Here is a 25,760-nt window from a genome sequence, read left to right as displayed (position 1 = left end):
CCCCCGTCACAGACTGTCTTAGATCAACAGCCAGTGTCATGGGGTCACGAGCTCTCGCACGTCAGGCCACGCCGACGTCCTTCCCCCTCAAGATCGAAGAGCCGTCATCGACGCGTTGAACGAGCGGCAGGTGTGTGTCGTGCGTGTTGATCCGGCCAGCGTCGGCGTTGGTCTGATGTTCGGCGCATATTTGATCGACGGGCAGGCGGAATGGACGGGCCGTCTTCAGACGCCGAGCCGGGACGTCGCCTTGGGCGAGATCGGGGCGGTGTACTTTCGCCGCCCCAACCCGTACCTCGCCCGCTTTTCCCATCTGCCCCAGCAGGCGCGTGACTTCGCCGCCACCGAGGCTCGATACGGGCTCGGCGGCGTTTTGAATAGCCTCCTCAAGGCAACATATGTCAATCATCCCATCTCCGTCACTCGTGCGGATTACAAGCCTGCTCAGCTCCAAATGGCCGTCCAGCACGGCCTTTCCGTTCCAGCCACCCTGATTACAAATGATCCGGAAAGGGCACGGAAGTTCGCGGCGAAACATGGACCTGTCATCTACAAGTCGTTCCGAGGCGCACCACGTCCAGCGGACGGGAATACGGCTGCCATATGGACGCAGCGCATCAAAGAAGAAGACCTTGATGAGTCGGTCACCGTGACCGCCCATATGTTTCAGCGGGAGGTGAACAAGACAGCGGATGCTAGGGTGACCGTGGTCGGACGATCTGTATTCGCAAGCAGGATCACCACACCTGATGGGGCTCTCGACTGGCGGCGCGGGAATTGGGATGAACTGATTCACGAGCCCATCGCTGTTCCCGACGCGGTCGCGAGGGCGTTGCACGCCTACCTCGACGGCTTCGGGTTGGCGTTCGGATGTTTCGATTTCGCCCTGGAGCCCGACCCGAATGATCATACAGCGGGGGCGTGGACGTTCATCGAGTGCAACCCCAACGGGCAGTGGGGCTGGTTGCCTGATTCCGACGCGATAGCGCATGCATTCGCCGACGTGCTCACGGAAGGATGGCGGTAATGACTGACACGGCCACGGAACTACGGCTCGCCCTGGCCGACCGCCTAGGGTCTACAGGTTGGCACGAGGCACTGACGAAGGTCCCCCGCGAACTGTTCCTCGGCGAGGCGGTGTATCGCGCCGATGGGGTTCCTGCTGATCGGTGGGTTCCCATCCGGCGATCGGAGATGAGCCGGGAGGATTGGCTGAGCCTGGCCTACACCGACCAGACATGGGTCACACAGGTCGGTGGAGTCCTCGCGGAGGACGCGCCCGGTGTCGTGATCGGGTCGCCTAGCTCTTCCTCCACGCTTCCGAGCCTGGTCGTGCTGATGCTGGAAGCGGCTCGCATCAGTGAAGGTAGCAACGTGCTAGAGATCGGCACTGGCACCGGGTACTCGACGGCGCTGATGTGCGCCCGGCTCGGAGAGGGGGCGGTGACCTCGGTCGAATACGATCCCGAGGTTGCGGCCAGGGCTGAGAAGGCGATCTCTGCTGCCGGATACGCTCCCACGTGTGTAGTGGGAGACGGGCTGAACGGCTATGCCGCGAACGCTGCGTACGACAAGGTGATCTCTACCTGCTCGGTGCGGGTCATTCCGCTGCCGTGGTTGTGGCAGGCTCGCAGCGGTGGGACCATCACCACCCCGATGTGGGGCTGGATGGGCGGGGTCGCCTTCGCGCATCTCACGGTGGCCGATGGCGCTACGGCCAGCGGCCGGTTCCTGAAGGAGGATCTGTCCTTCATGACCGCCCGCGCTCATCTGGCACCGCCACGCCCGCCGATCGTCACGGGCATTGGTCAGGCCCGCCCGTCGAGAATTGATCCGGCGATTCTCCGGAACGATACCGCCCTGTGGGTCGCCCAGCTCGCCGCGCCTCAGGCGCAGTGTTCTTGGGGCGAGGACACCACGATTTTGATCGATGTCAGCACGGGATCACGGGCCGACACCAGGCCGGACCTCGCAGGCGGCTGGACGGTACACCAACACGGCCCAGTGCGGCTCTGGGATGCGGTGGAGGAGGCGATTCTGACGTGGCAGGGTGCGGGCAGCCCCCATCAGTCGGGCTTTGGTCTCACCATCAGCACGGATAGTCAGCGCGTATGGCTGGGGGAACCTGGTGGGCCGGGCTGGTACCTTCCCGCATGACATCCCGCTCGGGACGGGCGGGAGGGGTGGTGCCGGCGGAATGACCGTAGGCCACCCGTAGGGCGTGCGCTGGCCAGCCGCACGGTCACCGACAGCGACACCAGCGCCTCGCCGTCGGCGGCCGCCTTGACCGCTGAAAGCCGGTGCGCACCAGCTCCTGGTCGTCGGCGATGAGCACGCTGATAGTCACGGCCACACGTCCAGGATCGGCCGTTCGGCCGAGGCGGACCGGACGCACGGCCGATCCGCCGCCCCGGCCGACGGAGAGACCCTTTTCGGCATGAACGACGTGCTGGTTGGACGGAACCTGACCAAACGCTTTGGGCAGACGGTCGCCCTGGACGGCGTGGACCTCGCGGTGCGGACCGCCGAGGCGGTGGCGATCATGGGGCCGAGCGGCTCCGGCAAGTCGACCCTGCTGCACTGCCTGGCGGGCATCATGCGGCCGGACGAGGGCGAGGTGCACCTGCTGGGGCAGCGCATCGACGCGATGGGGGAGCGTAGGCGCAGCGCGCTGCGGCGTACCCGGTTCGGCTTCGTCTTCCAGTTCGGGCAGCTCCTGCCGGAGCTGCCGGCGGAGGAGAACGTGGCCCTGCCGCTCATGCTGGGCGGCGTGTCCCGGCAGCGGGCGGTCCGGCAGGCGCGCGAGTGGTTCGCGCCGCTCGGCCTGCGGGGCATGGAGGCGCGGCGGCCGGGCGAGCTGTCCGGCGGGCAGGCGCAGCGGGTGGCCATCGCGAGGGCGCTGGTGGCCAGGCCGGCGGTGGTGTTCGCCGACGAGCCGACCGGGGCGCTCGACCAGCGGACCGGGCAGGACACGATGCGGCTACTGGTGGAGGCGACCCGGCACAACGACGCCTCGCTGATCGTCGTCACCCACGATTCGAACGTGGCCGCCTGGTGCGACCGCACCGTGGAGGTCCGCGACGGCCACCTGGTGGCGATGAGCGGAGCGACGGCGTGAACCTGGACCTGACGTGGCGGCTGCTCAAGGGCGGCGGCCGTAAGGGGCTGCTGGGCGTCTGGCTGACGCTGGGGGCCGTCGCCGTGTCCACGGCGCTGCTGCTGTTCGCCGTGGCCGCGAACCTGGCCTTCGACGCCCGCGCCGAGCGCGGCGCCTGGCGCAACCCGGTGCCGGCCGCCGGGGACGCGGTCGCCGTCGAGGCGTCCCGCTTCGACTACGTACGCGACCAGGTGATCACCGTCGTGGACCTCGCCGCGCTCCGGCCCGACGCCGCTCCGCCGCCCGGCCTGCCGCGCTTCCCGAAGCCGGGGGAGACGTGGCTGTCGCCCGCGCTCGCGGAACTGGCCCGCGACCTGCCGCCCGCCGAGCTGGGCGACCGTTACCCGCGCCGGGCGGGCGTCCTGGGGGACGAGGCCCTGGTGTATCCGGGAGAGCTGGTCGCGGTCGTCGGCCACGCGCCGGACGCGCCGGCGATGACCGCGGAGCGCAGTGACGACTGGATCGTGGCCAAGCCGCCGGTCAGGGTCGCGAGCCTGGCGGGGACGCCGAGCGAGGACGCGGAGGCGTACAAGGTGCTCGCGGTCATCGCGAGCGTGCTCATGGTGGTGCCGCTGCTGGTGTTCGGGGGCGCGGCGGCCCGGCTCACGGTGGCCAGGCGGGACCGGCGGCTGGCCGCGCTCCGGCTGGTCGGCGCGACGCCGGGGCAGGTCGTGCGGATGACGGTGGCCGAGGCGGTGCTCGTGGCGCTGGCCGGGGCGCTGGCGGGGGCGGTGGCGTTCGCGCTGGCCGTGCCGTACCTGACGCGGATCGAGATCCAGGGCGGCGCCTGGTTCGCGGGGGACTTGTTCCCCGGCCTGGCGGTGCTGGCCGGGGTGCTGGTGGCGGTGCCGCTGCTGGTGGGGCTGTCGGCGGTGGCGGGGCTGCGGCGGGTCGTGGTGAGCCCGCTCGGCGTGGCCAAGCGGGAGACGCCGCCTGGCATGCGCTTCGTCCGGGTGCTCGCGCTGCTCGTGGTGCTGGCCGTGTTCCCGATGCTGACCCAGGGGACCAGCGTGGCGATCGTGGCCGTGGCGCTGGGGCTCGCGTTCCTGTGCCTGAACCTGGCCGGGCCGTGGGTGGTGGGCCTCATCGGCCGGATCACGGCGGGCACGGCCCGCGGCCCCGCCCGGCTGCTGGCCGGGCGCAGGCTGGTGGACGATCCGCGTTCGGCCTGGCGGACGGTGAGCGGCGTGGCGCTGACCGGGTTCGTGGCGGGCTTCCTCGGCCTGCTCAGCCCGGGCGCGTTCGCGGTGGACGACCGGCCGCTTCAGCTGCGCGTCCTCGCGCCCGCCGGGCAGGCCGAGCAGGTGGCGGGGCAGGCCCGCGAGCGGCTGGCGGCGGCGAAGGTGCCCGCCGTGGTCACGGTCGTCAAGCGGACCGTCGTCGCCGCGCCGTCGGGCCCGCTCGACACCGCGGGCATGGACCGGGCGCGTACGGCGCTCGCCGAGCTCGTCCCAGGCCGCACCGCGACGACCGAGGCCGACGAGGGGCGCTTCGGTGAGCAGATCCTGCTGGACGTGCGGGTGGGGACGATCGTGGTGCTGTCGGTGTCGTTCCTGGTGGCCATCGCCAGCGCGGGCATCACGGCCGCCTCGTCGGTCCTCGACCGGCGGCAGACGTACGGGCTGCTGCGGCTGGCCGGGACGCCGCTGGAGGTGCTGGACCGGGCCAGGCGGGCCGAGACGCTGATCCCGCTGGGGGTGATGGGCGGCGGCGCGATCCTGGTGGGGGCGTTCTGCGCGACACCGTTCATGATCGGCGGGATCAGCGTGGCCGGGGTCGTCACGCTGGTGGTCTGTGTGGTGCTCGGGTTCGCCGGGGTGATCGGGGCGGGGGCGCTGAGCCGGCCGCTGCTGAGGTCGGTCACGGCCGACCCCGCGCCCCGTCCGGACTGACGGAACTAACCGAGGACCAGGTCGCGGACCAGCCTCAGCGTGGGCTCGTCGCGCGGGCCCATGACGAGCAGGCTCGTCACCGGGCTCTTGCGCCACAGCTCCAGGCGTTCCTTGATCCGGCCGGGCGGGCCGACGAGCGAGATGCCGTCGGCCAGCTCGTCCGGGATCGCCCGGAACGCCTCGTCCTTACGGCCCGACAGGTAGAGGGCCTGGATGCGCTCGGCCGCCTCGGCGTAGCCCATCCGGCCGATGATGTCGGCGTGGAAGTTGCGCTGCCGGGCTCCCATGCCGCCGATGTACAGGGTGAGCATCATCTTGACGCCGTCCAGCGCGGCCTGGACGTCGTCGGAGACGATCACCATGACCATGGCGGCGATGTCGAAGTCCGGGTCCCGGCCCGCGAGCGACTCGCCGTACATCTCCTCGATCTTGGTGGGGAAGGCGAACAGCGGGAGCCAGCCCTGGGCGAGCTCGGCGGCCAGGGCGACGTTCTTCGGGCCCTCCGCGCCGAGGTAGACGGGGATCTCGGCGCGGAGCGGATGGGTGATGAGCTTGAGCGGTTTGCCCAGGCCGTCGGGGAGGGGGAGCGGGTAGTGCGGGCCGTCACTGGTCACCGGCTCCTCGCGGCGCCACACCCTGCGCATGATCTCGACGTACTCGCGGGTCCTGGCCAGGGGTCTGGCGAACGGCTGGCCGTACCAGCCCTCGACGACCTGGGGCCCCGAGGCGCCGACGCCGAGCAGCAGCCGCCCGCCCGTGAGGTGGTCGAGCGTCATCGCGGTCATCGCCGTCGTGACCGGCGGCCGGGCCGAGATCTGCGCGATCGAGGTGCCGAGTCTGATGCGTGACGTGCGCGCCCCGTACCACGCCAGGGGGGTGAAGACGTCGCTGCCGTAGGCCTCGGCGGTCCACACCGAGTCGTAGCCGAGCCGTTCGGCCGCCAGCACGGTCTCCGTCGCGTCGTCGGCGTCGCGCTGCCAGTAGCCGAGGTTCAAGCCGAGCTTCATGACACCTCCCGAATTAAGTTCTATACGGTCATGAGAAGCTCATGGTGTCAATGCGCCGCTATCGGGGACGTGAAGTCTGTGGTCAAAGGTCTCTGCCGTCTCATGTGCATCCTGCTGCTCATCGTCATCGCAGCCGGGCCCACGGTGGCCGCCGGAGAGGCGCGCAAGTCCCCGCCCAACATCGTCTTCGTGCTCGCCGACGACCTCGAGTCCGGGACACTGCCCTACTTCCCGAACATCACCCAGCAGTTGGTGAGGCAGGGGGCCTCGTTCGACCGGTTCTTCGTGACCAACTCGTGGTGCTGCCCCTCGCGGGCGTCCATCCTGCGTTCCCAGTACGTCCACAGCCACGGAGTGCTCACCAACACCGCGCCCGAGGGCGGCTTCGACCGCTTCAACAACCTGGCCCTGGAACGTTCCACGGTCGGCACCTGGATGCAGCAGGCCGGCTATCGCACCGGGCTGATGGGCAAGTTCCTCAACCACTACCCGGGCGAGACCGCCGAGGAGACGTACGTGCCGTCCGGCTGGAACGAGTGGGCCGTGCCGGTGCGCAACCTCTACACCGAGTACGGCTACCGCCTCAACGAGAACGGCGGCCTGGTCGACTACGGCTGGTCGGAGGGCGACTACCTGTCCGACGTGCTCGCCCGCAAGGCCGGCGACTTCATCGCGGCCGGCTCGGAGCCGTTCTTCCTCTACCTCGCGCCGACCGGCCCGCACAATCCGGCCAACCCGGCGGTGCGTCACGCCGACGCGTTCTCCGACGCCGTCGCGCCGCGCACCCCGTCGTTCGACCAGGCCGACGTGAGCGGCGAGCCCGCCTGGCTGCAGGCCCGGCCACCCCTGACCGCGCAGGCCATCGAGCGGATCGACGAGCGCTACCGCAGCAGGTTGCGGTCCATGCTGGGCGTCGACGACCTGGTGGGGTCGGTCATCGACAAGCTGCGCGAGACGGGCAAGCTCGACAACACCTACATCTTCTTCAGCTCCGACAACGGCTTCCATCTCGGCACGCACCGCCTCAAGCAGGGCAAGACCACCCCGTTCGACGAGGCCATCAAAGTGCCGCTCGTGGTGCGGGGGCCCGGCGTGGCGCCGGGGTCGGTGATCCGCGAGATGGCGGCCACGGTCGACCTGGCGCCCACGTTCGCCGCGCTCGGCGGGGCCTCGACGCCGTCCTTCGCCGAGGGACGCTCGCTGGAGCCGCTGCTGCGGGGGCAGCGCCCGGTCCCGTGGCGCAAGAACGCGCTGATCGAGTTCGTCAGGCCGCTCAACCAGGCGTCGGCCGCCCAGACGCCCGTGCCGCCCTACACCGCGCTGCGCACCGAGCAGTACACGTACGTCAAGTACGACACCGGAGAGCTCCAGCTCTACGACGTGGTCACCGACCCCCACCAGTTGCACAATCTGGCCCGGATCGCCGACCCGGCGCTGATGCAGGGGCTGGACCAGCGGTTGCAGGCCATGGCCTCCTGCTCCGGGGCCGGCTGCCGGGAGGCCGACTCCCGCTGACACGCCCGGCGTCATGGCGGGGGAGACCGACGTTTCGCGACGATCCGGGCCAGCCGGCCCAAGGTCGTGGACGGGGATCCCCACGGCGCTCGACGTCGGGCACTGGCCGGCTGGGGCGTCGGCCCGCTCGTCCAGCTGGAGGCGGGCACGGGCTCGCCGCCCTGATGGCCCGGCTCACGCGGGACGCCGGGCCCCGGGATCTTCTCTGCGCCACTTGCCGTCGTTCTCCAGATTCATCAGCCCGCCCACATACACCTCACGGTAGGCGGCGTAGTCGGTGGCCGGAGTGCCGTACTCGTCCGGCCTGGTGCGAAGAGCGCTGACCTTGAACGGCTTGCCGTGATCGTCGATGGCCTGCCTGACCAGGGTCCCGTTATCGAGAATTTCCAGCGCCAGGGAGAATTCGCAGTAGTGCTTCAGCGTTCTGGCGAGCACTTGAAAGGCGATCTCCTCGTCACGTTTGAGAGAGATGGTCTTCCGCTGGAAGTAGTCGCCTCCCCACCGCGACTTGTTGACGATGGTTCTCGCGCGCGGACTTTCTTCGTCCAGATCGAACCCGAGTTGGACGCTTTCCTCGCTGCCGGCGGTCGGGCTCTCGAACAAGGTGCCCGAGAGAGGCGCGCCGCAGCGCGGGACGACCTTCATGTCCACGATGCGCACCGGCCGATCCCGGTTGCCGTGCACGACGATTTTGATGTTCGTGTCGACTGGATCGACCGCGCCCTTACGGCGGAGCCATTGGTGCTGTTCCTCGGAGTAGCTGGACATCTCGTTGAGCCGGCCCAGTTCGCTGTCCGAGAGGCGTATCGCGTGGGGGAAAGTCCAGGTGGGAGCGCTGCGGGAGCGTTCCAGCCGAACAAGATCCACTCCCACCGGTGGCCCTTCCGCCGGTTTGGAGGGAGAGGTGAAAGTGCGAGGCGTGGCCGTGGCGGCGGGGGACGTCGACGGGGTGAAAGGCCGTTGTATCAACCAGACGAGCACACCAACGAGCACCGGGGCGGCAATCGCACTTCCGGCCCATTTCGCACCCGGCCGATTCCACCACTTTCTCGGCCGGCTCGTACGCCGATTCCGTGGATATTTCGGACGTTTCGCCAATTGAATGCCCTGCTCTCGGAAAGACGGCAGGTCCCATGTTGGCACCATCCGCACCCGCGGACGGCCCGGGCCGGCGAAAAGGTGCTACCGCGTGCCGCCGGCCCGCCTTGTCGCCCGGATCCGCGGTTCGATGCGGGCGGCTTTCACGTTCGTGTGAGGCGTCAGCCGCCCGCCGGGTAGGCGTGGGCCAGGTGGTCGGTCACCGCCTGGGCCGCCTCCTCCGGATCACCCTCCTGGACGGCTCGCAGGATCCGCCGGTGGTCGGCCTGGAGTCCCGACGTGTCGCCCAGGCGTTCCACGGCCTCCACCGCGTACCTGCTCATCGACTCGCGCAGCGAGCGCATGAAGGCGGCGATCAGCCGGTTGCCGGCGATCTCCGCGATCGCGCAGTGGAACGCGGTGTCGTGCTCCACGAACTCCTCGGCCGAGCCGGCCTCGTCCATCCCCTTCAGCGCCTCGGCCAGCGCGGACGTGCCGGCCCGTGCCCGCGCCGCCTGGGCGGCCGCCCAGCGTTCGATCATCAGCCGGGTGTCGATCACCTCGCGCAGCTCCAGCGTGGCCAGGCCGAGGTTCAGCCTGAGCACGTCGGTGAGCGCGCTGTCGGGGCGCGAGGTGAGCACGGCTCCGGCGTCCGGGCCGCGCCCGGCCTGCGACGACACCACGCCGAGCGTCTCCAGCACGCGCATCGCCTCGCGCACCGACGAGCGGCTCACCCCGAGCTGCTCGGCGAGCCGGCGTTCGGCGGGGAGCCGGTCACCCGCGGTCAGGCCGTCCTCGGCGATGCGGTGCTCGATCTGTGCGAGTACGTCCTCGAACGTGCGGGTTCGTTTGACGGGCCGCCAGTGGGTGTCGGTCAACGCTTCCCCCTGGTTCTTGGGGCGAGGTGGTGGATTAGGTATGGTCTGACCATATTGTGGTCTGACCATACCTCGGCAACCCTGGAAGGAGAGCGGTGCGAGTCGCCCTGTTCATCACCTGTGTGAACGACACGCTCTTCCCCGGCACCGGCAAGGCCGCCGTCTCGCTGCTGCGCAGGCTCGGCTGCGACGTGGAGTTCCCCGCCGCCCAGACCTGCTGCGGCCAGATGCACGTCAACACCGGCTACCGCGAGGAGGGGGTACGGCTCGCGCGCCACTTCACCGAGGTGTTCGCCGCGTACGACGCCGTCGTCGCGCCGTCGGGATCGTGCGCCGCCATGATCCGGGAGCAGTACCCCAAGCTGGTACGGCCGGGCAGCAGGGGAGCCGCGGCGATCGCCGAGGTGACGCCCAAGGTCTTCGAGCTGTCCGAGTTCCTGATCGACGTCCTGCAGGTCGACGACGTAGGCGCATATTTCCCGCACCGGGTGACATATCACCCGACGTGTCACTCTCTCCGCGGCCTCCGCCTCGCGGACCGGCCCACCAGGCTGCTCCGGAACGTCCGCGGCCTCGACCTGGTCCCGCTCCCGGCGGCCGACGAATGCTGCGGCTTCGGGGGCACGTTCGCGGTCAAGAACCCGGCCGTCTCCGCCGCGATGGGCGCCGACAAGGTGCGCAACGTCCTCGACACCGGCGCCGAGGTGCTCTGCGCGGCCGACAACTCGTGCCTCATGCACATCGGCGGCACGCTCGGCCGGCAGCGGACCGGCGTCCGCGTCATGCACCTGGCCGAGATCCTCGCCGCGACCGAAACGGCCATGGAGGGCACATCCACATGAGCGCCACCTTCCTCGGGATGCCCGGAAATTTCCCGCAAAACTCGGCGTTGGCCGTGCAGGACTCGCAGCTTCGCTACAACCTCCGCAAAGCCACCCACACCATCCGTGGCAAGCGCGCCACGGTCGTCGGCGAGCTGTCGGACTGGGCAGAACTGCGGGCCGCCGGCAAAGCGATCAAGGACGAGACCCTGCGCCACCTCGACCGCTACCTGATCCAGCTGGAGGAGGCCGTCACCCGGGCGGGCGGCACCGTCCACTGGGCCCGGGACGCCGCCGAGGCCAACCGCATCGTCGCCGGCCTGGTCCAGGCCACCGGCGAGACCGAGGTGGTCAAGGTCAAGTCGATGGCCACCCAGGAGATCGGGCTCAACGAGGCGCTGGCCGAGCAGGGCATCACCGCCTACGAGACCGACCTGGCCGAGCTGATCGTGCAGCTCGGCGACGACTTCCCGAGCCACATCCTGGTGCCCGCCATCCACCGGAACCGGGCGGAGATCCGCGACATCTTCCTCGACCGGATGGGCGACGCCCCGCCGGACCTCACCGACGAGCCCGCCGCGCTGGCCGAGGCCGCCCGGCTGCACCTGCGCGAACGCTTTCTGCGGAGCAAGGTGGCGATCTCGGGGGCCAACTTCATGGTCGCCGAGACCGGCACGCTGGTGGTGCTCGAATCCGAGGGCAACGGCCGCATGTGCCTCACGCTGCCCGAGACCCTGATCAGCGTCGTCGGCATCGAGAAGCTGCTGCCGAGCTGGCGCGACCTGGAGGTCTTCCTCCAGTTGCTGCCCAGGAGCTCCACCGGCGAGCGGATGAACCCCTACACCAGCACGTGGACCGGCTCCGTCGAAGGCCAGGACTTCCACCTGGTGCTGCTCGACAACGGCCGCACCGACGTGCTGGCCGACGAGGTCGGCCGCCAGGCGCTGCGCTGCATCCGCTGCTCGGCCTGCCTGAACGTGTGCCCGGTCTACGAACGCGCCGGCGGCCACGCGTACGGGTCGGTCTATCCGGGCCCGATCGGCGCGATCCTCACCCCGCAGCTCAGGGGCATGTCGTCGGCCCTGGACGCCTCGCTGCCGTACGCGTCGAGCCTGTGCGGCGCCTGCTTCGAGGTGTGCCCGGTCGCCATCGACATCCCCGAGGTGCTCGTCGACCTGCGTGCCAAGGCGCCGCACGGGCCGGCCGAGCGCGCGGGCATGCGCGTGGCGGGCTGGATCTTCAACGACCACGTACGCCTGGCCAAGGCGCAACGCCTGGCCGGCCGCCTCCGCAAGCTGGTGCCCAGACGCCTGCCGGGCCCGGCGTCGGCGTGGACCGACACGAGGGACCTGCCCGAGATCCCGGCCGAATCCTTCAGAGACTGGTGGGAACGCGATGAGCGCGCGTGAGGAGATCCTGGCCCGGATCAGGCGGGCCGTCGACGGCGCCCCGGAGGTGGAGATCCGCCGCGCCTACCGGACCACGAGTGAGGTCGCCGACCTGGTGCGACTGTTCGCCGAGAGGGTGGACGACTACCGGGCGATCGTGCACGTGATCCCGGCGGCCGAGGTGCCCGCCAGGATCGCCGGGCTCGTGGGCGACCGGCGCATGATCATCCCTGACGGGCTGCCCCGGGAGTGGGCCGCCGGCGTCCCGGCCGGCCTGCACGACGCCGACGGGGTGGTCACCGGCTGCGCGGTGGCGATCGCCGAGACGGGCACGATCGTCCTCGACTCCGGTCCCGGGCAGGGGAGCAGGGCGCAGACGCTGGTGCCCGACTACCACCTGTGCGTGGTGCGGGCCGGCCAGATCGTGCCCGGAGTGCCCGAGGCGGTCGCCAGGCTCGACCCGGCCCGGCCGCTGACCTGGATCAGCGGTCCCTCGGCGACCAGCGACATCGAGCTGAACCGCGTCGAGGGCGTCCACGGCCCCAGGACGCTCGAAGTGATCATCAGTTCCTGATCACGGCCGCCACGTCGGTGATCTCGTCGGTGAACCACAGCTCGGCGTCCGTCATCGCCGCCGCCCTGGCCAGGGCCGAGTCGGCGCGGTCGCGCATCGGCTCCTCGACGCCCCACCGGCGCAGTTCGGCGGCGTCGACCGACATCTGGGTGCCGCCTCCGCCGATCCACACCGGCTGCGGCAGCTCGCCGGGTGACAGAACCGCCTGCGCCCGGCCCTCGCGCAGGGCAAGGGCGACCCGGGCCACCCCGACGGGCCCCGCCGAGTCACGGTGCCGATCGAGCAGCTCGGCCCGGCGGCCGTCGAGCCACAGGTCGAGCGCTCGTTCCAGGTCGCGTTGGTGGTCCGCGCGGCTGGCGTGCTCGACCATCATCACCCGGTCCGCGGACTTGGTGCCGAGCCTGTCGCAAAGCAGCGCGCACGACCGGGGCTCGCCCGCCACCAGGATGAGCTCGGTGCCGATCCGCCGCACCTGCTCGTCGATCTCCCGGGCGACGGCCCCCGCGTCCCAGACGCCGTGCGCGGCGCGGTAACGCCGCCGCGCCCACCCGCCCTGCGCGGTCTTGGCGAGCGGCCACGGCTCGGCCCTCTCGGCGGCCCTGCGCGGCGAGCCGCCGCCGACCACCGTCAGCTCCACGCCCGCCTGGTCCACGACGACCCGCAGGTGCGGCAGGTTCTCGCCGCGCTGCATCAGCATGGGGGTGACGTGCGGCAACGGCGCCCAGGCGGCCAGCTCACGCGGCGGCGGCTCGGCGAGGCGCTCGGCCATCACCACGTCGCCGTGGGTGCCGAACAGGGCCGAGGATCCGGTCGCCGCCCGCTCCAGGGCGTCCAACGTCGCCGGGTCCGCGTCGGGGATCCGCTCACGCACCCCGCGCCAGTGGCTGGTCCGCCCGGTCCCGGTCCGCTCCCCCACGTAGACCGACGCGTACGGCCCGCGGCGCTCGTAGAGCGGCCGGATGAAGTCGAGCCGCACCGGTCACCACCTCCGCCCCCTCATCCTTACCGATTGCGCTCTCTACCCCCGTTTGTTGGGACAAACATGGCAAGTGTGTAGCCTGCCGAGCGTGTTCGATCCCGACGTGAGCATCATCACCGAGCGTCTCCTGCTCCGGCCCTTCGGACCGGCGGACGCGGCCCGGATCAGATCCATCGTGGAGTCGGGCGTCCGGTTCCTGCCGCCCGGCGCTCCCACCCATGTGGCCGGCGTCACCACCTGGCTCGCGACCGGCGTTCACGAGCTGCGGCACAGCGGCCAGGGCGTGCACCTCGCCATGACCGACGCGAACGGCCACATCGTGGGCGCCATCAGCCTGTTCAAGACCTCCTGGGGCGCGGGCACCACCGAGATCGGCTACGGCGTGCACCCCCTCTACCGGGGCCGCGGCCTCGCGCCCGAAGCCGTACGGGGATTAGTGGACTGGGTCTTCGCCACCACCGAGCTGCGCCGGATCGACCTGACGGCCAACCTGGACAACCTCCCGTCCCTGCGCGTCGCGCAGAAAGCCGGCTTCACCTGGGAGGGCGTGCTCCGTGACGCCAGCCTGGAGGACGACGGCCCGCACGACCTGGTGATCTTCGGCCTGCTGCGCGGCGACAGCCGCGTGCCCGCCGAGGAACTGCCCCGGGCCGAGCTGCGCGCCCCTCGGCTGCTGCTGCGCCCGCTCGTCGAACAGGACGTGCCCGACCTGGCCGCCACCGGCGCCGACCCGCTCACCCAGGCCATGACCGGGATCCCGCGCGGCTACACCCAGGCCGACGCGCGGGCGTTCGTCGCCCTCGCCGAGCGGATCAGGACCAGGGGCCAGGGCATCGCCTGGGCGGCGGTGGAGCTCGACGGCGGGCGCTTCGCGGCCAACATCGACCTCAGGGACCTGGACTGGGTCAACCGGACGGCCGAGGTCGGCTACATGACCGCCCCCTGGGCCCGCGGCAACGGCTACGCGGGCGAGGCGGTGCTGACCATCGCCCGCTGGCTGTTCGGCGTCCAGGGCTTCCAGCGGCTGACGCTCCGGACCGCCGTCCCCAACACGGCCTCGCAACGCGTCGCCGAGAAGGCCGGCTTCGTCCGCGAGGGCGTCGCCCGCAACGCGCTGCACGGGGACGATCTCGTGGTCTACAGCCTCATCCCGTCCGACCTGGCCTGAGACGAACGCCAGGGGGAGGACGTACTGACTGGTGAAACACTCCGGCAGCAGTCACCCTGGGTGGTGAGGACGGTGAGTGCCATGATCACGGTTGTCGGGTGGGACGGCTCGGAGTTGCCGGGCGGGGTGATCGAGCGGCTGCGCTCGGCGACGCTCGTCGTCGGGCCTGGCGCGTTGCTCGGGCGGCTCAGCCTCACCGCGTCGGCCGTGGCCGACGACCGGCTGTTCGAAGCCCTCGACGAGCACGTCGAACACGGCGAGGGCCCGGCCGTCGTGATCGCCGAGGGCGACCCCGGTTTCTTCGGCGTGCTCCGCGCCCTGCGCGCCCGCGGCCACAAGCCCGACGTGCTCCCCGCGACCTCCCTGGTGACCCGTGCCTTCGCCCGCGCCGGCCTCAACTGGGAGGACGCGCTCGTCGTCGCCCCCGCCGGCGTCCACCAGCTCAACCGGGTGGTCAACGCCTGCCGGGCGCATCCCAAGGTGGCCCTGCTCGTCACGCCGGGAGTCGGCCCGGCCGAGATCGCCAGGGAGCTGGCCCCCACCACCCCGCGCGAGCTCATCGTCTGCGAGGACCTGGGCGGCCCCGACGAACGCGTCACCCGCAGCCGCATGGGCGAGGCCACCACCCGGCCGTGGAAGGACCCCGACGTGGTGCTCGTCATCGACCCCCTGCACCGGCCGCGCGAGCACGGCTGGGTGGCCGGCGCGCAGCCGGGGCCGGCCGAGTGGGCGCTGCCGTCCGAGAGCCACCTCCCCGCCGAGGTGCGGGCGTACATCCTGGCCAAACTGGGTCCCCGGCTCGGTGACCTGGTCTGGGACGTGGGCGCGGGTTCGGGCGAGATCGCGGTCGAGTGCGCCCGGCTCGGCGCGGCCGTCATGGCCGTCGAGCGCGATCACGAGGCGTGCTCCCGGCTCCGCGCCGCCGTGCTGGAGCACGGCGTCAAGGTCGCGCTGACCCGGGGGCAGGCGCCGCCCGCCCTCGAACCCCTGCCCGATCCCGACGCCGTCTTCGTCGGCGGCGGCGGCCCCGACGTGATCGTCGCCTGCGCCGCCCGCGGCCCCCGCACGCTGGTGTGCGCGCTCAAGTCGCTGGAACAGGTGCCCGCCGTGCTCGACCGGCTGCGCGAGCACGGCTATCGTGCGGAGGGCACCCAGATCCTCGCCTCCAAACTCACCATCCAGCCCGACGGTTCACACGGCCTGGCCGCGCCCGACCCCGTCTTCGTCGTCCACGCCGTCCTGTCGCATCCCGTGTGACCTGTCGTTATCGGCACGCATCGGTTATCCTCGCGTGTCCGACTACGTACCGGAGTAACCCTCAAAATGAAGCCCCCGCTCCTGCTGATCGGGCAGGGCTCGAACGACGACGCCGACTCCGCGGAGTTCGGCAGGTTCGTCCATCGGCTGCGCTGCCGCCTCGATCGCACAGCCGTGGACGTCTCCGGTGGCTACCTCGAACGCGCCACGCCACGGCTGAGCGAGTCCGTCGCCTCCCTGGTCGCCCGCGGGCACCACCGCCTGGTGGCGCTCCCGCTGAGCCTCAACCGGGTGGGCGAGGAATACCCCGAGGCCATGGCGCGCGAACAGAAGCGACACCCCACGCTCATGTACGACTACGGGCGCCCGCTCGGGCCCGACCCCCGGGTGCTCGCCCTGCTGGCCGAGCGCCTCAACGACGCCGCCCTCGAGATGCCGCGCCCGCGCCCGCTGGAGCTGGCCGGCGCGCGGCCCCGGCTGCGGGCCGTCGACGCGGCGTTCGCCGAGACCCTTCCGGTGCATGTCGAGCCGGGAGAGACCGCGGTTGTGCTGGTCGGCGAGGGCTCCACCGACCCGTCGGCCAACGCCGAGGTCCACCGGGTGTCACGGCTGTTCTGGGAGACGCACGCCTACGACTTCATGACCGTCGAGACCGCGTTCGTCTCCGTCACCCCGCCGGGCGTGCCCGGCGGCCTCGAACGCTGCCGCCGGCTGGGCGCCAAGCGCGTGATCGTGGTGCCCTACCTGCTGTTCGCGGGCGGCCTGCTCGAACGGGTGTGGGCGCAGGCGCTGGCCTACGGCGCGGGCCACCCCGAGCTCGACATCCGGTGCGCCGAGGTGATCGGTGACTGTGAGACCCTGGCCGACGTCGTGATCGACCGCTATGAGGAAGCACTCCGGCTGGTCCCCTGATCCGTCCCTGGAGGTTCGACTTGCTCGCTGAAACGCTCGCCGCGATCCGTCCCGCCGACCCGCGGGCGCTCGCCGAGGCCCGCGCCTACCAGGACCGCCTCACCAAGCCGAAGGGCTCGCTGGGCGCGCTCGAGGACGTCGCCGTACGCCTGGCGGGCGCGGCCGGCGCCGTTCCGCCGCCCATGCCCGTGCCGGCGGCGCTGGCCATCTTCGCGGCCGACCACGGCGTCCACGCGCGGGGCGTCACCCCGTGGCCGCAGGAGGTCACGGTCCAGATGGTCGCCAACTTCCTGGCCGGCGGCGCCGTGGCCAACGCCTTCGCCGCGCAGGCCGGGGCGTCGGTGACCGTGGTCGACGTGGGCGTCGCCGCCGACCTGCCCGACGCGCCGGGGCTGGTCAAACGCAAGATCGCGTACGGCACGGCCGACCTGTCCGCCGGGCCCGCGATGACCGTCGACCAGGCGGTCCAGGCGCTGGAGGCCGGCATCTCGGTGGCCCTCGACCTGGTCGCCGAGGGCGCCCGCTGCCTCATCACCGGCGACATGGGCATCGCCAACACCACCGCCTCGGCCGCGCTGATCGCCGCCTTCACCGGCCGCGACCCCGCCGAGGTGACCGGCAGGGGCACCGGCATCGACGACGACACGCACACCCACAAGATCGCCATCGTCCGCGAGGCGCTCGCCGTCAACTCCGCCACGCCCGTCGGCTCCCAGCCCAGCGACGCGCTCCGCGTCCTGGCCGGCGTCGGCGGATTCGAGCACGCCGCGATCGCCGGGTTCGTCCTGGGCGGCGCCCGCGCCCGCGTGCCGGTGATCCTCGACGGCGTCATCGCGGGCGCCGCCGCCCTGGTCGCCGCAGCCCTCGACCCGGCCGTCGCCGACCACTGCGTCGCCGGCCACCGCTCGGCCGAGCCCGGCCACGCCGCCGCGCTCGACCACCTCGGGCTGCGTCCCCTGGTCGAGCTCGAACTCCGTGTCGGCGAGGGCACCGGCGGGCTGCTCGCCCACCCGCTGGTCTGCGCCGCCGTACGCGTCATGCACGACGTCGCGACGTTCGACTCGGCGGGAGTGACGGAAAAGCCCGTGTGATGATGGGACACGTTGACCAGCGAGTGAGGTGAGTGTGTCCAGGTACGGCCCGATGTACGGCCCTGACATCACGTTTCTCGGCGTCGACCGGTGCGACGTCGCCGATCCGGCGACCTACGCCGGCGCCGACGTGGTGATCATCGGCGCGCCGTTCGACGGCGGCACCTCCAACCGGCCCGGCGCCAGGTTCGGCCCGATGGCCCTGCGCCAGGCCTGCTACCTGCCGCACGACGGCTCCAGGCCGAGCCTGGCGCTGCGCGTCGACGCCCTGCGCGACCTTCGGGTGCTCGACGCCGGCGACGTCGAGTGCTACTCCGGCGACGTCGAGGGCTCGCTGGCGGCCATCGAGGACGCGGTCCACCGGGTCGCCTCCTCCGGTGCGATCCCGCTCGTGCTCGGCGGCGACCACACGGTCGCGCTGCCCGACGCGCGCGGCACCGCCCGTGCGTACGAACCGGGCCGCGTCTCGATGATCCACTTCGACGCCCACGCCGACACCGGCGACATCGAGTTCGGCCACCTGTACGGCCACGGCCAGCCGATGCGCCGGCTCATCGAGTCGGGCGCGATCCGCGGCGACCGGTTCCTGCAGATCGGGCTGCGCGGCTACTGGCCCGGGCCCGAGACGCTCTCCTGGATGGCCGAGCAGCGGATGCGCTCCTACGAGATGACCGAGATCGTGGCCCGGGGGCTCGACGAGTGCCTGACCGAGTCGTTCCGGATCGCCCTCGACGAGTGCGACCGGATCTTCCTGTCCGTCGACATCGACGTGTGCGACCCCGGGCACGCGCCCGGCACCGGCACCCCCGAGCCGGGCGGGCTCTCGGCCCGGCAACTGCTCGATGCCGTTCGCCGCATCTGCTACGAGTTGCCCGTCGCGGGCATGGAGGTGGTCGAGGTGGCTCCGCCCTACGATCACGCGGACATCACCGCGTTCCTCGGAAACCGCGTTATCCTCGAGGCTCTGTCAGCGATGGCCAGACGCCGCAAGGACGACGAGGGCGGGCCTCGCTGGGATCCTCTCCAGCCCCTTCTTGACGGGCGTTAACTCACACGAAGCAATTGCCGCGTTAAGAACCGGTAGGTTTACCTCCGGACACACCAATCTTCGCAGACTGGAGCTTCCCCAGCATGGGCCCCTACCTCCTCGGCCTGCGGCTTTCCGGCCGCCGGGTGCTCGTCGTGGGCGGCGGTCGCGTCGCCCAGCGCCGGGTGCCCGCCCTGCTCGAGGCCGGTGCGGTGGTCACCCTGGTGTCGCCGGTGGTGACTCCGGCGCTCGACGACCTGATCGCCGCGGGCAGGGTCGCCTGGCAGGCCAGACCGTACGAAGTGGGCGACTGCGACGGCGCCTGGCTCGTCCAGGCGTGCACCGACGACCGGGGCGTCAACACGGCCGTGGCCGCGGAGGCCGAGGCCAAGCGCATCTGGTGCGTCCGGGCCGACGACAAGGACGCCTCCGCCGCGTGGACCCCGGCCTCCGGGCGGGTCGACGAGATCACCGTGGCCGTCACCGCGGGCGGTGACCCGCGCAGGGCGGTCGGCATCAGGGATGCCGTGGTGGGCGCGCTCCGCGACGGCACCGTCGACGCCCGGCGCGACCGCGCCAGACCGGTCGGCGTCGCCCTGGTCGGTGGAGGGCCCGGCGATCCCGGCCTGATCACGGTGCGTGGGCGGCAACTGCTCGCGCAGGCCGACGTGGTGGTCGCCGACCGCCTCGCGCCCCGCGCTCTCCTCGACGAGCTGGCGCCGGATGTCGAGCTGATCGACGCCGCCAAGGTGCCCTACGGCAGGGCCCTGTCGCAGGACTCGATCAACGAGGTGCTGGTCGATCGGGCCAGGCAGGGAAAGTTCGTGGTCAGGCTCAAGGGCGGCGACCCGTTCGTCTTCGGCCGGGGTGGCGAGGAGATGATCGCCTGCGCCCGGGCCGGGATCCCGGTGCTCGTGGTGCCGGGCATCACCAGTGCCGTGGCGGTGCCCGCCGCGGCCGGCGTCCCAGTGACGCATCGGGGGATAAGTCAGGAATTCCACGTCATATCCGTGCACGTGGCGCCGGATGATCCGAAATCGACCGTCGACTGGCCCTCGGTGGCCCGCTCCCAGGGGACCCTGGTCCTCCTGATGGGCCTGGAACGGCTGGCCAAGGTGGCCGAAGCCCTCCTTCGAGACGGACGTTCACCGGAGACTCCCGTGATGGTGGTGCAGGACGGTACCCTTCCGACCCAGCGGGCGGTTATCGCTCCACTTTCCACCGTGGCCGATCGCGTGTCCGCGGCTGGGATACGACCGCCGGCGATCGTCATCGTCGGCGATGTCGTAAGGGTCGGCCAGGAGGTCGAGATGGTTCGAGCGGAGCGCTTGCCGTGAACACCGCCAAGGATGACGGGCGTCAGGAGTCACCAGGGGAGCAGACCCTGAGCTTCCGCCCCATCACGGAGGAGGACGTCGTCCCACCCGACGACGCCCCGGACGACCGCGCCCGGCAGCCCGCCCCCGAGGAGCGCCCCGCCCCGGTGGAGCCGCTGCCGCGACGCAAGCCCACCTCCAGAAAACCGGCCTCCACCTCCGCAGCAGCCTCGAAGACCCCGTCCTCCGCCTCCGACGGGCCGGATGAGAACCATCGGCCGGCAGCGGATCTTGAGCCGGAGCGCAAGCGCCCCTCCCTGTGGGAGCGGCCCCCTTCGCCCGCCGAGGACCACGCGCCCGAGCCGAAGCGCCCTTCCTTGTGGGACACCAGATCGTCACCGGACGAGGACGGTGTGCCCGAGTCGGAGTCGAAGCGCCCCTCCTTGTGGGACACCAGGTCCGCGCCGGACGAGGACCGCGTGCCCGAGCCGGAGCCGAAGCGCCCGTCCCTGTGGGACACCAGGTCCGCGCCGGACGAGGATCGCGTGCCCGGCGCGGACGAGTCGTCGTCCGACGCGGAGCGGCCCTCCCTGTGGGAGGCCCGCGAGTCCGCGCCGGTAGAGGAGCAGGACGAGTCGTCGCCGGACGAGGAGCCCGAGGCGGAGCCGAAGCGCCCGTCCTTGTGGGACACCAGGCCGTCCTCGGACGAGGAGCCCGCGGCCGCCGAGGACGAGCCGTCCGAGCAGGAGCGGCCGTCCCTGTGGGAGCGCAAGGCGTCGACCGGTGAAGGGGCCGAGCACGGGCGGAAGACACCACCGGGCCAGGATGAGCGGCACGGTTCCGGCGCGGACGAGGAGAGCGGCGCGCGGACCCCGCACACCCCGGCAGGAGAGAAGACCGGGCAGGGCGCGGCGTTGCCGGCCGAGGCGGCCAAGACGCTCATGACGGCACTGGACACACTGCGGGCGAGCGTCGCCGAGCTGCGGTTCGGCCTGGATCTGCCGGGCGCCGACGAGGCCAGGCAGGCGCGGGCCGACCTGCTCGCCCAGCTCCAGGACTACGTACTCCCAAGGGTGCGGACGAACACCGCGCCCGCCCTCATCGTGATCGCCGGTTCGACCGGCGCGGGCAAGTCGACGCTGGTCAACTCGCTCGCGGAGAAGAACGTCTCGCGCACCGGCGTGCGGCGGCCCACCACGGGCATCCCCGTCCTGGCCTGCCACCCCGACGACCACAAGTGGTTCGCCGAGGGAGAGCTGCTCAGCGGCCTCCGGCGGATCGACAAGGCGTCACCCGAGGCCGGGCCCGACACCCTCATCGTGGTCCCCACGGAGAAGCTGCCGCAGGGCGTGGCGCTGCTCGACACCCCCGACATCGACTCGGTCGTCGAGAAGCACCACGCGATCGCGCAGCGCATGCTCGACGCGGCCGACCTGTGGATCTTCGTCACCACCGCCGCCCGCTACGCCGACGCCCCCGCCTGGAATCTGCTCAGGCTGGCCAAGGAGCGCGGCGCCCGGCTGGCCATCGTGCTGTCCCGGGTGCAGCCCAAGGCGCGCGAGGTGGTGCTGAAGCACTTCGTCCGCATGCTCACCGAATACGGCCTGGGCGACATAGACCGGTTCGTCATCGGAGAGACCGACGTGACGGACGGCCGGTTGCCCGACCACGAGGTCACCGACCTGCGGCTGTGGCTGGCCGAGCTCTCCGTCGACGAGGATCGCCGCGCGCTGGCCGTACGAGAGACCCTCAACGGCGTGCTCGACAGCTTCCGCACCCGCGTCCCCGCGCTCGCCCGGCAGATGGAGAGCCAGGTGAACTTCCGCGGCGAGCTGCGCACGGACGTGGAGGCCGCCTACCTGAGCGCGCTCACCGAGATCGACAAGGCGTTCCGCAACGGCTCGCTGATCCACGGCGAGGTGCTGGCCCGCTGGCAGGACTTCGTGGGATCCGGCGACCTCATGCGCACGATCCAGCTGCGCAAGCGCGGCAGGTCGGCCAGGCAGGCCCCCGAACGGATCATGGCGTTCAGAGCGGCCCTGCGCGCCGGCCTCGAGTCCGTGATCGTCATCGGTGCCAGCCGCGCCGCCGAGGAGGTGGTCGCGCGCTGGCGCCGCCGCTCCCCGCTCGGCGCCGCGCTCGGAGCCGAGCTCGACCGCCCCTCCGACGATCTCGTACGGCACGCGAGCAGGGCCATCGCCGCCTGGCAGGAGCACGTCACCGACCTGGTGCGGACCGAGGGCGTGGCCAAGCGCTCGGTGTCGAAGCTGGTCTCGTTCGACGCCGACTCGCTGTCGTTGATCTTCATGGTCGCCATGTTCACCGGCGGCGCGGCCGAGGGCGTGCCGCACCGGCTGGTCAACGCACTGCTTGGCGCCGAGTCGCTGCGCGGCATCGGCACCAAGGCGCTGAGCGACCTGAGAGCCCGCATCGGCATGCTGTTCGACGAGGAATCCATGCGTTACGTGCAAGCGCTCGACTCCGCCGGGATCCCGGACGAGTCCATGGCGACGCGTCTCTACCAGGCGACGTACAACCTTGAGGTCGCTCGATGAGCACAGTCACCACCAAGCCGGGCCTCGCGCAGCGGCTCGCCGCACTCACCAAGATCGTCGAGCTCGGGCCTGGACGGCTCGAACCGAAGCTGCTCGCCGAGGCGAGCACGCTGCTGAACCGCGCAGGCGAGCGGCTCAAGCTGTCCTCCGAGCACACCGTGGTCGCCCTGGCAGGTGGCACGGGCAGCGGCAAGTCATCGCTGTTCAACGCGCTGTCGGGGCTGGAGCTCTCGCCCACCGGCGTGCGCAGGCCCACCACGGCCCGCACCCACGCCTGCGTGTGGGGGCTGGAGGGCGCCGCTCCGCTGCTCGACTGGCTGCAGGTGCAGTGGCGTCACCGGTTCGCCCGGGCCAGCGCGCTCGACAAGGGCGAGAGCCAGCTCCACGGGCTGATCCTGCTCGACCTGCCCGACCACGACTCGATCAGGGCCCTCACCGACACCGAGGCCGACCGGCTCATCGGTCAGGCCGATCTCGTGGTCTGGGTGCTCGACCCGCAGAAGTACGCCGACGCCTCCACGCACCGGCGCTACGTCACCGAGCTGGCGGGGCACGAAGCTGTCACCGTGTTCGCGCTCAACCAGGCCGACCTGCTGAGCACCGAGGAGCTCGCCGAGCTGGTCATCGACCTCAACGACCTGCTCCGCCGCGAAGGCGTCGAGCACCCCAGCGTGGTGCCCACCTCGGCGGTGACCGGCCGGGGCGTCGACAGCCTCAAGAGCGTCCTCGCCGGAGCGGTCTCCCGGCGCCGGTCCGCCATCCAGAAGCTGGAGGCCGACCTCCACCGGCTCGAACAACGCCTGGCCGAGACCATGCCGGTGGGCGAGGTCCTGTCCGCGCCGTCGTCGGTCGACGAGGCCCGCAGGCTCGGGCTCACCGACGCGCTCTGCGACGCCGTGGGCGTCCCGGCCGTCGGAGAGGCGATGGAGAACGTCTACGCCGAGCGGTCCATGCGCTGGGTGGGCTGGCCCTACTCCCGTTGGGTCGCCAAGCTGCGGCCCGACCCGCTCAGGAGCCTCCACCTCGAAGACGTCAGCGACGAGATCCACGGCATCACGACCAGCTCGGTCAGCGCCCAGACGGCCGAGACGGTCAACGCGGTGCAGGCGCTCGCCGACGGGCTGTCGGCCGGGATGCACCCGGTGTGGCGCACGTCGGTGCATCACGCGGCGCGTTCCCGCTCGGCGCAGCTGCCGAAGGCTCTGACAGAGGACCTCGCCGAGGTCGCGCCCCGCCTCGACCGGGTGCCGGGCTGGTGGTGGCTGCTCAAGGTGTGGCAGTACGTGCTGGTGGCGGCGTTCGTCCTCGGGCTGGCCTGGCTGGCCGTGGGCGTCTTCTTCCCCGGCCGTGCGCCGCTGGGCATCCAGTTGCTGGGCGACACGGCGGCGTTGCCGTGGGTGGGGTTGATGATGGCGTCCGTGCTGGGGCTCGGCGCGCTCTCGGGCATCGCGTCGCGCAACTTCGTCGAGCTGGGTGCGTCGAGGGAGCGCGAACGCCTCGAACGGGAGATGCGCCGCAGGGTGGCCGCGATCGCCGAGACCATGGTGGTCGAGCCGGTGGAGCGCGAGCTGGGCCGGCACCACGCCTTCTACACGGCCATGAACAACCTGGCGCGTTAGCTTTCCACAGGCATTCGTCCGCCGGTCGGCGTTGTCCACAGAACTCCACTCGGCCGCCCATGAGCCGGGGCCGCTCCGGCACCGTGTTCCCAGGGCGCGGGCACTCCGCCCGCCGCATGGGAGGCAACGGGATGAACGACATCTACATCACGCTCACCGGCAATGTCGCGGCAGAGCCCAGGCAGCACACGTTCGAAGACGGCGCCAGGGTGACCTCACTGCGGGTGCTGACCGCTCACCGCTACTTCGACAGGAAGACCGGGCAGTGGACCGACGGCGAGAAGGTGTGTTTCGCGGTGCGCTGCTGGCGGACCCTGGGCGAGAACGTGGCTCAGTCGGTCAAGGTCGGGCAGCCCGTCGTGGTGTCCGGCAAGTTGCGTATCCGTGAGTTCGGCCCCGAGGGCGACCGCCGGTTCATGCCCGAGGTGGAGGCCAGCGCGGTGGGCCACGACCTGAGGTGGGGCACGGGCAGTTTCGCCAAGCCCGACCGCGGTGGCGGTGCCGCCCTGGTCAGCAGGGAGATGCGCGACCGGCTCGACGAGGAGACCCAGGACTGGGCCATGGGCGGCGCCGCGTCCGAGCGCCCGGGCCGCGATCGAGCGGAGCCTTTCCCGCTCACCGCCGGCGCGCGGCAGGACCCACCTCTGCGAGCCCTGAGCTCCGCCGATCCCGCGAATGGCGATGCCGCGAACGGTGATGCTGCGAACAGCATTGCTGCGAACGGCGTTGCCGCGCATGGTGTTGCCGCGAACGGCCACGCCGCGAACGGCCACGCTGCGCATGGTGATGCTGCGCATGGTGATGCCGCGAAGGGCCACGCCGTGAACGCCGATGCCGCGAACGGCGACGTAGGGAAGGGCCGGGCGCTCGACGACCACGCGACCGTCCGCATCCTCGGGGATGGCGACAACGAAGGCGACGCCGATGACGCCGAATGGCCCACAGAGGAACGCGCCGCCGCCTGACAAGACCGCGCCCGGCCCCTTCGGAGACGCACCGGCCGGGCGCTGTTCCGAGCGGAAGGCCGCTTCCTGATGACGGGAAGCCTGAAGGTCAGGCCGGAGCACAGCGCGAGACGACGACCGTCAGGGGGGCCGCAGACCATCCGGCTGGGAAGGTGCCGGCCGCGCCGCTGGTGGAGAAGCTCGATGGCTACCGAGGCAGACGTCACCGGAGTTGTATGGGGCCGTATGGATGCTGACCGGCGAGGGGAGATCCAGAAGGGCGAGCGACCTCGGGCGGAAGACATCCGGACCAGATAGGCCGGACCTGACAGGCGGGAATTGAGAGGCCCGAGCTAAGACGTCGGGACTGAGACGCCGAAGTGAGAAGAGGAAGGGTCAGCTTCTCGGCCGTGAACGACCAAGCTTGCAGCTCCTCGCCGTCGGTGGCTTCGACGGTCCGGTCCGCGTCAGGCAGCGTGACTCACTGCCCAGCCCGTCTCACCGCGTGCGGCGATGTTGCGGGCTGCGTTGACGTCGGCGTGCTCAGCGAAGCCGCACGACGTACAGGCGAAGGTTTCCTGGC

General features: G+C 71.3%; 22 protein-coding genes. 17 read left to right on the top strand and 5 right to left on the bottom strand.

The features are described 5' to 3' along the window. Positions 1-106 precede the first annotated feature (106 nt). The 4 genes from tgmB to IEY82_RS30665 all read left to right on the top strand — a co-directional run bounded on the left by tgmB (position 107) and on the right by IEY82_RS30665 (position 5,049). Positions 107-1,027: an ATP-grasp ribosomal peptide maturase gene (tgmB, locus tag IEY82_RS30680; protein ID WP_268241135.1), complete on the top strand. Its 921-nt coding sequence runs from the start codon at positions 107-109 to the stop codon at positions 1,025-1,027. After that, the gene (gene tgmC, locus IEY82_RS30675) at positions 1,027-2,157 is read left to right on the top strand and encodes an ATP-grasp peptide maturase system methyltransferase (RefSeq protein WP_189127749.1); all 1,131 of its coding nucleotides are present in this window, start codon (positions 1,027-1,029) and stop codon (positions 2,155-2,157) included. The genes tgmB and tgmC overlap by 1 nt, the downstream gene beginning before the upstream one ends. Positions 2,158-2,437: 280 nt before the next feature. Then, positions 2,438-3,118 carry an ABC transporter ATP-binding protein gene (locus tag IEY82_RS30670; protein WP_189127748.1) on the top strand — a complete coding sequence of 227 codons (681 nt, stop codon included), beginning with the start codon at positions 2,438-2,440 and terminating at the stop codon, positions 3,116-3,118. Next, the gene (locus IEY82_RS30665) at positions 3,115-5,049 is read left to right on the top strand and encodes an FtsX-like permease family protein (protein WP_189127747.1); all 1,935 of its coding nucleotides are present in this window, start codon (positions 3,115-3,117) and stop codon (positions 5,047-5,049) included. The genes IEY82_RS30670 and IEY82_RS30665 overlap by 4 nt, the downstream gene beginning before the upstream one ends. 5 nt (positions 5,050-5,054) lie before the next feature. On the opposite strand, the gene IEY82_RS30660 is transcribed toward IEY82_RS30665, so the two are convergent. Beyond that, positions 5,055-6,056 carry an LLM class F420-dependent oxidoreductase gene (locus IEY82_RS30660; protein ID WP_189127746.1) on the bottom strand — a complete coding sequence of 334 codons (1,002 nt, stop codon included), beginning with the start codon at positions 6,054-6,056 and terminating at the stop codon, positions 5,055-5,057. Between the two features lie 102 nt (positions 6,057-6,158). Between IEY82_RS30660 and IEY82_RS30655 the strand changes: the two genes are divergently transcribed. Next, on the top strand, positions 6,159-7,571 hold the full coding sequence (locus IEY82_RS30655; RefSeq protein WP_189127745.1) for a sulfatase family protein: 1,413 nt from the start codon (positions 6,159-6,161) through the stop codon (positions 7,569-7,571). Positions 7,572-7,745: 174 nt separating this feature from the next. Here the strand turns inward: IEY82_RS30655 and IEY82_RS30650 are convergent, their stop codons facing one another. Together IEY82_RS30650 and IEY82_RS30645 are read right to left on the bottom strand one after the other, a co-directional pair. Continuing rightward, positions 7,746-8,444 (bottom strand): hypothetical protein, encoded by a 699-nt coding sequence (locus IEY82_RS30650; RefSeq protein ID WP_189127744.1) that lies wholly within the window; start codon positions 8,442-8,444, stop codon positions 7,746-7,748. A gap of 386 nt (positions 8,445-8,830) precedes the next feature. Further along, the gene (locus tag IEY82_RS30645; protein ID WP_225264375.1) at positions 8,831-9,526 is read right to left on the bottom strand and encodes a FadR/GntR family transcriptional regulator; all 696 of its coding nucleotides are present in this window, start codon (positions 9,524-9,526) and stop codon (positions 8,831-8,833) included. Positions 9,527-9,621: 95 nt separating this feature from the next. Here IEY82_RS30645 and IEY82_RS30640 point away from each other — a divergent pair, with 95 nt between their 5' ends. The 3 genes from IEY82_RS30640 to IEY82_RS30630 are packed head-to-tail and all read left to right on the top strand — an operon-like array spanning position 9,622 to position 12,309. Then, complete coding sequence (locus tag IEY82_RS30640) at positions 9,622-10,368, top strand: (Fe-S)-binding protein (protein WP_189127742.1); 747 nt, start codon at positions 9,622-9,624, stop codon at positions 10,366-10,368. After that, on the top strand, positions 10,365-11,756 hold the full coding sequence (locus IEY82_RS30635; protein WP_189127741.1) for a lactate utilization protein B: 1,392 nt from the start codon (positions 10,365-10,367) through the stop codon (positions 11,754-11,756). Before IEY82_RS30640 ends, IEY82_RS30635 begins: the two co-directional genes overlap by 4 nt. Continuing rightward, a complete protein-coding gene (locus IEY82_RS30630) occupies positions 11,743-12,309 on the top strand; it encodes a LutC/YkgG family protein (protein WP_189127740.1) in 567 nt (188 codons plus the stop codon). Before IEY82_RS30635 ends, IEY82_RS30630 begins: the two co-directional genes overlap by 14 nt. On the opposite strand, the gene IEY82_RS30625 is transcribed toward IEY82_RS30630, so the two are convergent. Beyond that, complete coding sequence (locus IEY82_RS30625; RefSeq protein WP_189127739.1) at positions 12,299-13,285, bottom strand: baeRF2 domain-containing protein; 987 nt, start codon at positions 13,283-13,285, stop codon at positions 12,299-12,301. The two genes, IEY82_RS30630 and IEY82_RS30625, sit on opposite strands and share 11 nt — an antisense overlap. 91 nt (positions 13,286-13,376) lie before the next feature. Here IEY82_RS30625 and IEY82_RS30620 point away from each other — a divergent pair, with 91 nt between their 5' ends. From IEY82_RS30620 to IEY82_RS30580, 9 genes are all read left to right on the top strand, one after another. Beyond that, a complete protein-coding gene (locus IEY82_RS30620) occupies positions 13,377-14,456 on the top strand; it encodes a GNAT family N-acetyltransferase (RefSeq protein ID WP_189127738.1) in 1,080 nt (359 codons plus the stop codon). An 81-nt stretch (positions 14,457-14,537) separates the two neighbouring features. After that, positions 14,538-15,713: a precorrin-6y C5,15-methyltransferase (decarboxylating) subunit CbiE gene (cbiE, locus tag IEY82_RS30615; protein ID WP_189127737.1), complete on the top strand. Its 1,176-nt coding sequence runs from the start codon at positions 14,538-14,540 to the stop codon at positions 15,711-15,713. A 66-nt stretch (positions 15,714-15,779) separates the two neighbouring features. Continuing rightward, positions 15,780-16,625: a sirohydrochlorin chelatase gene (locus tag IEY82_RS30610; RefSeq protein ID WP_189127736.1), complete on the top strand. Its 846-nt coding sequence runs from the start codon at positions 15,780-15,782 to the stop codon at positions 16,623-16,625. 20 nt (positions 16,626-16,645) lie between these two features. Continuing rightward, complete coding sequence (cobT, locus tag IEY82_RS30605) at positions 16,646-17,716, top strand: nicotinate-nucleotide--dimethylbenzimidazole phosphoribosyltransferase (RefSeq protein WP_189127735.1); 1,071 nt, start codon at positions 16,646-16,648, stop codon at positions 17,714-17,716. Positions 17,717-17,750: 34 nt separating this feature from the next. Continuing rightward, positions 17,751-18,764 (top strand): agmatinase, encoded by a 1,014-nt coding sequence (gene speB / locus IEY82_RS30600; RefSeq protein ID WP_189127734.1) that lies wholly within the window; start codon positions 17,751-17,753, stop codon positions 18,762-18,764. An 83-nt stretch (positions 18,765-18,847) separates the two neighbouring features. Then, positions 18,848-20,080, top strand: coding sequence for a uroporphyrinogen-III C-methyltransferase (gene cobA, locus IEY82_RS30595; protein ID WP_189127733.1), 1,233 nt, complete (start codon positions 18,848-18,850; stop codon positions 20,078-20,080). After that, on the top strand, positions 20,077-22,614 hold the full coding sequence (locus IEY82_RS39515) for a dynamin family protein (RefSeq protein WP_225264373.1): 2,538 nt from the start codon (positions 20,077-20,079) through the stop codon (positions 22,612-22,614). The genes cobA and IEY82_RS39515 overlap by 4 nt, the downstream gene beginning before the upstream one ends. Then, complete coding sequence (locus IEY82_RS30585; RefSeq protein WP_189127732.1) at positions 22,611-24,233, top strand: GTP-binding protein; 1,623 nt, start codon at positions 22,611-22,613, stop codon at positions 24,231-24,233. The genes IEY82_RS39515 and IEY82_RS30585 overlap by 4 nt, the downstream gene beginning before the upstream one ends. A 131-nt stretch (positions 24,234-24,364) precedes the next feature. Next, positions 24,365-25,198 (top strand): single-stranded DNA-binding protein, encoded by an 834-nt coding sequence (locus IEY82_RS30580; RefSeq protein WP_189127731.1) that lies wholly within the window; start codon positions 24,365-24,367, stop codon positions 25,196-25,198. A gap of 446 nt (positions 25,199-25,644) precedes the next feature. Here the strand turns inward: IEY82_RS30580 and IEY82_RS30575 are convergent. Beyond that, the coding region (locus IEY82_RS30575) for a zinc ribbon domain-containing protein (RefSeq protein ID WP_189127730.1) at positions 25,645-25,760 on the bottom strand (116 nt) is incomplete at its 5' end.

The sequence above is a fragment of the Nonomuraea cavernae genome, from assembly GCF_014646355.1.
Taxonomy (GTDB): domain Bacteria; phylum Actinomycetota; class Actinomycetes; order Streptosporangiales; family Streptosporangiaceae; genus Nonomuraea; species Nonomuraea cavernae.
Note: the sequence above shows the minus strand (reverse complement) of the source record. Positions and strands in the feature narration are given on the sequence as shown.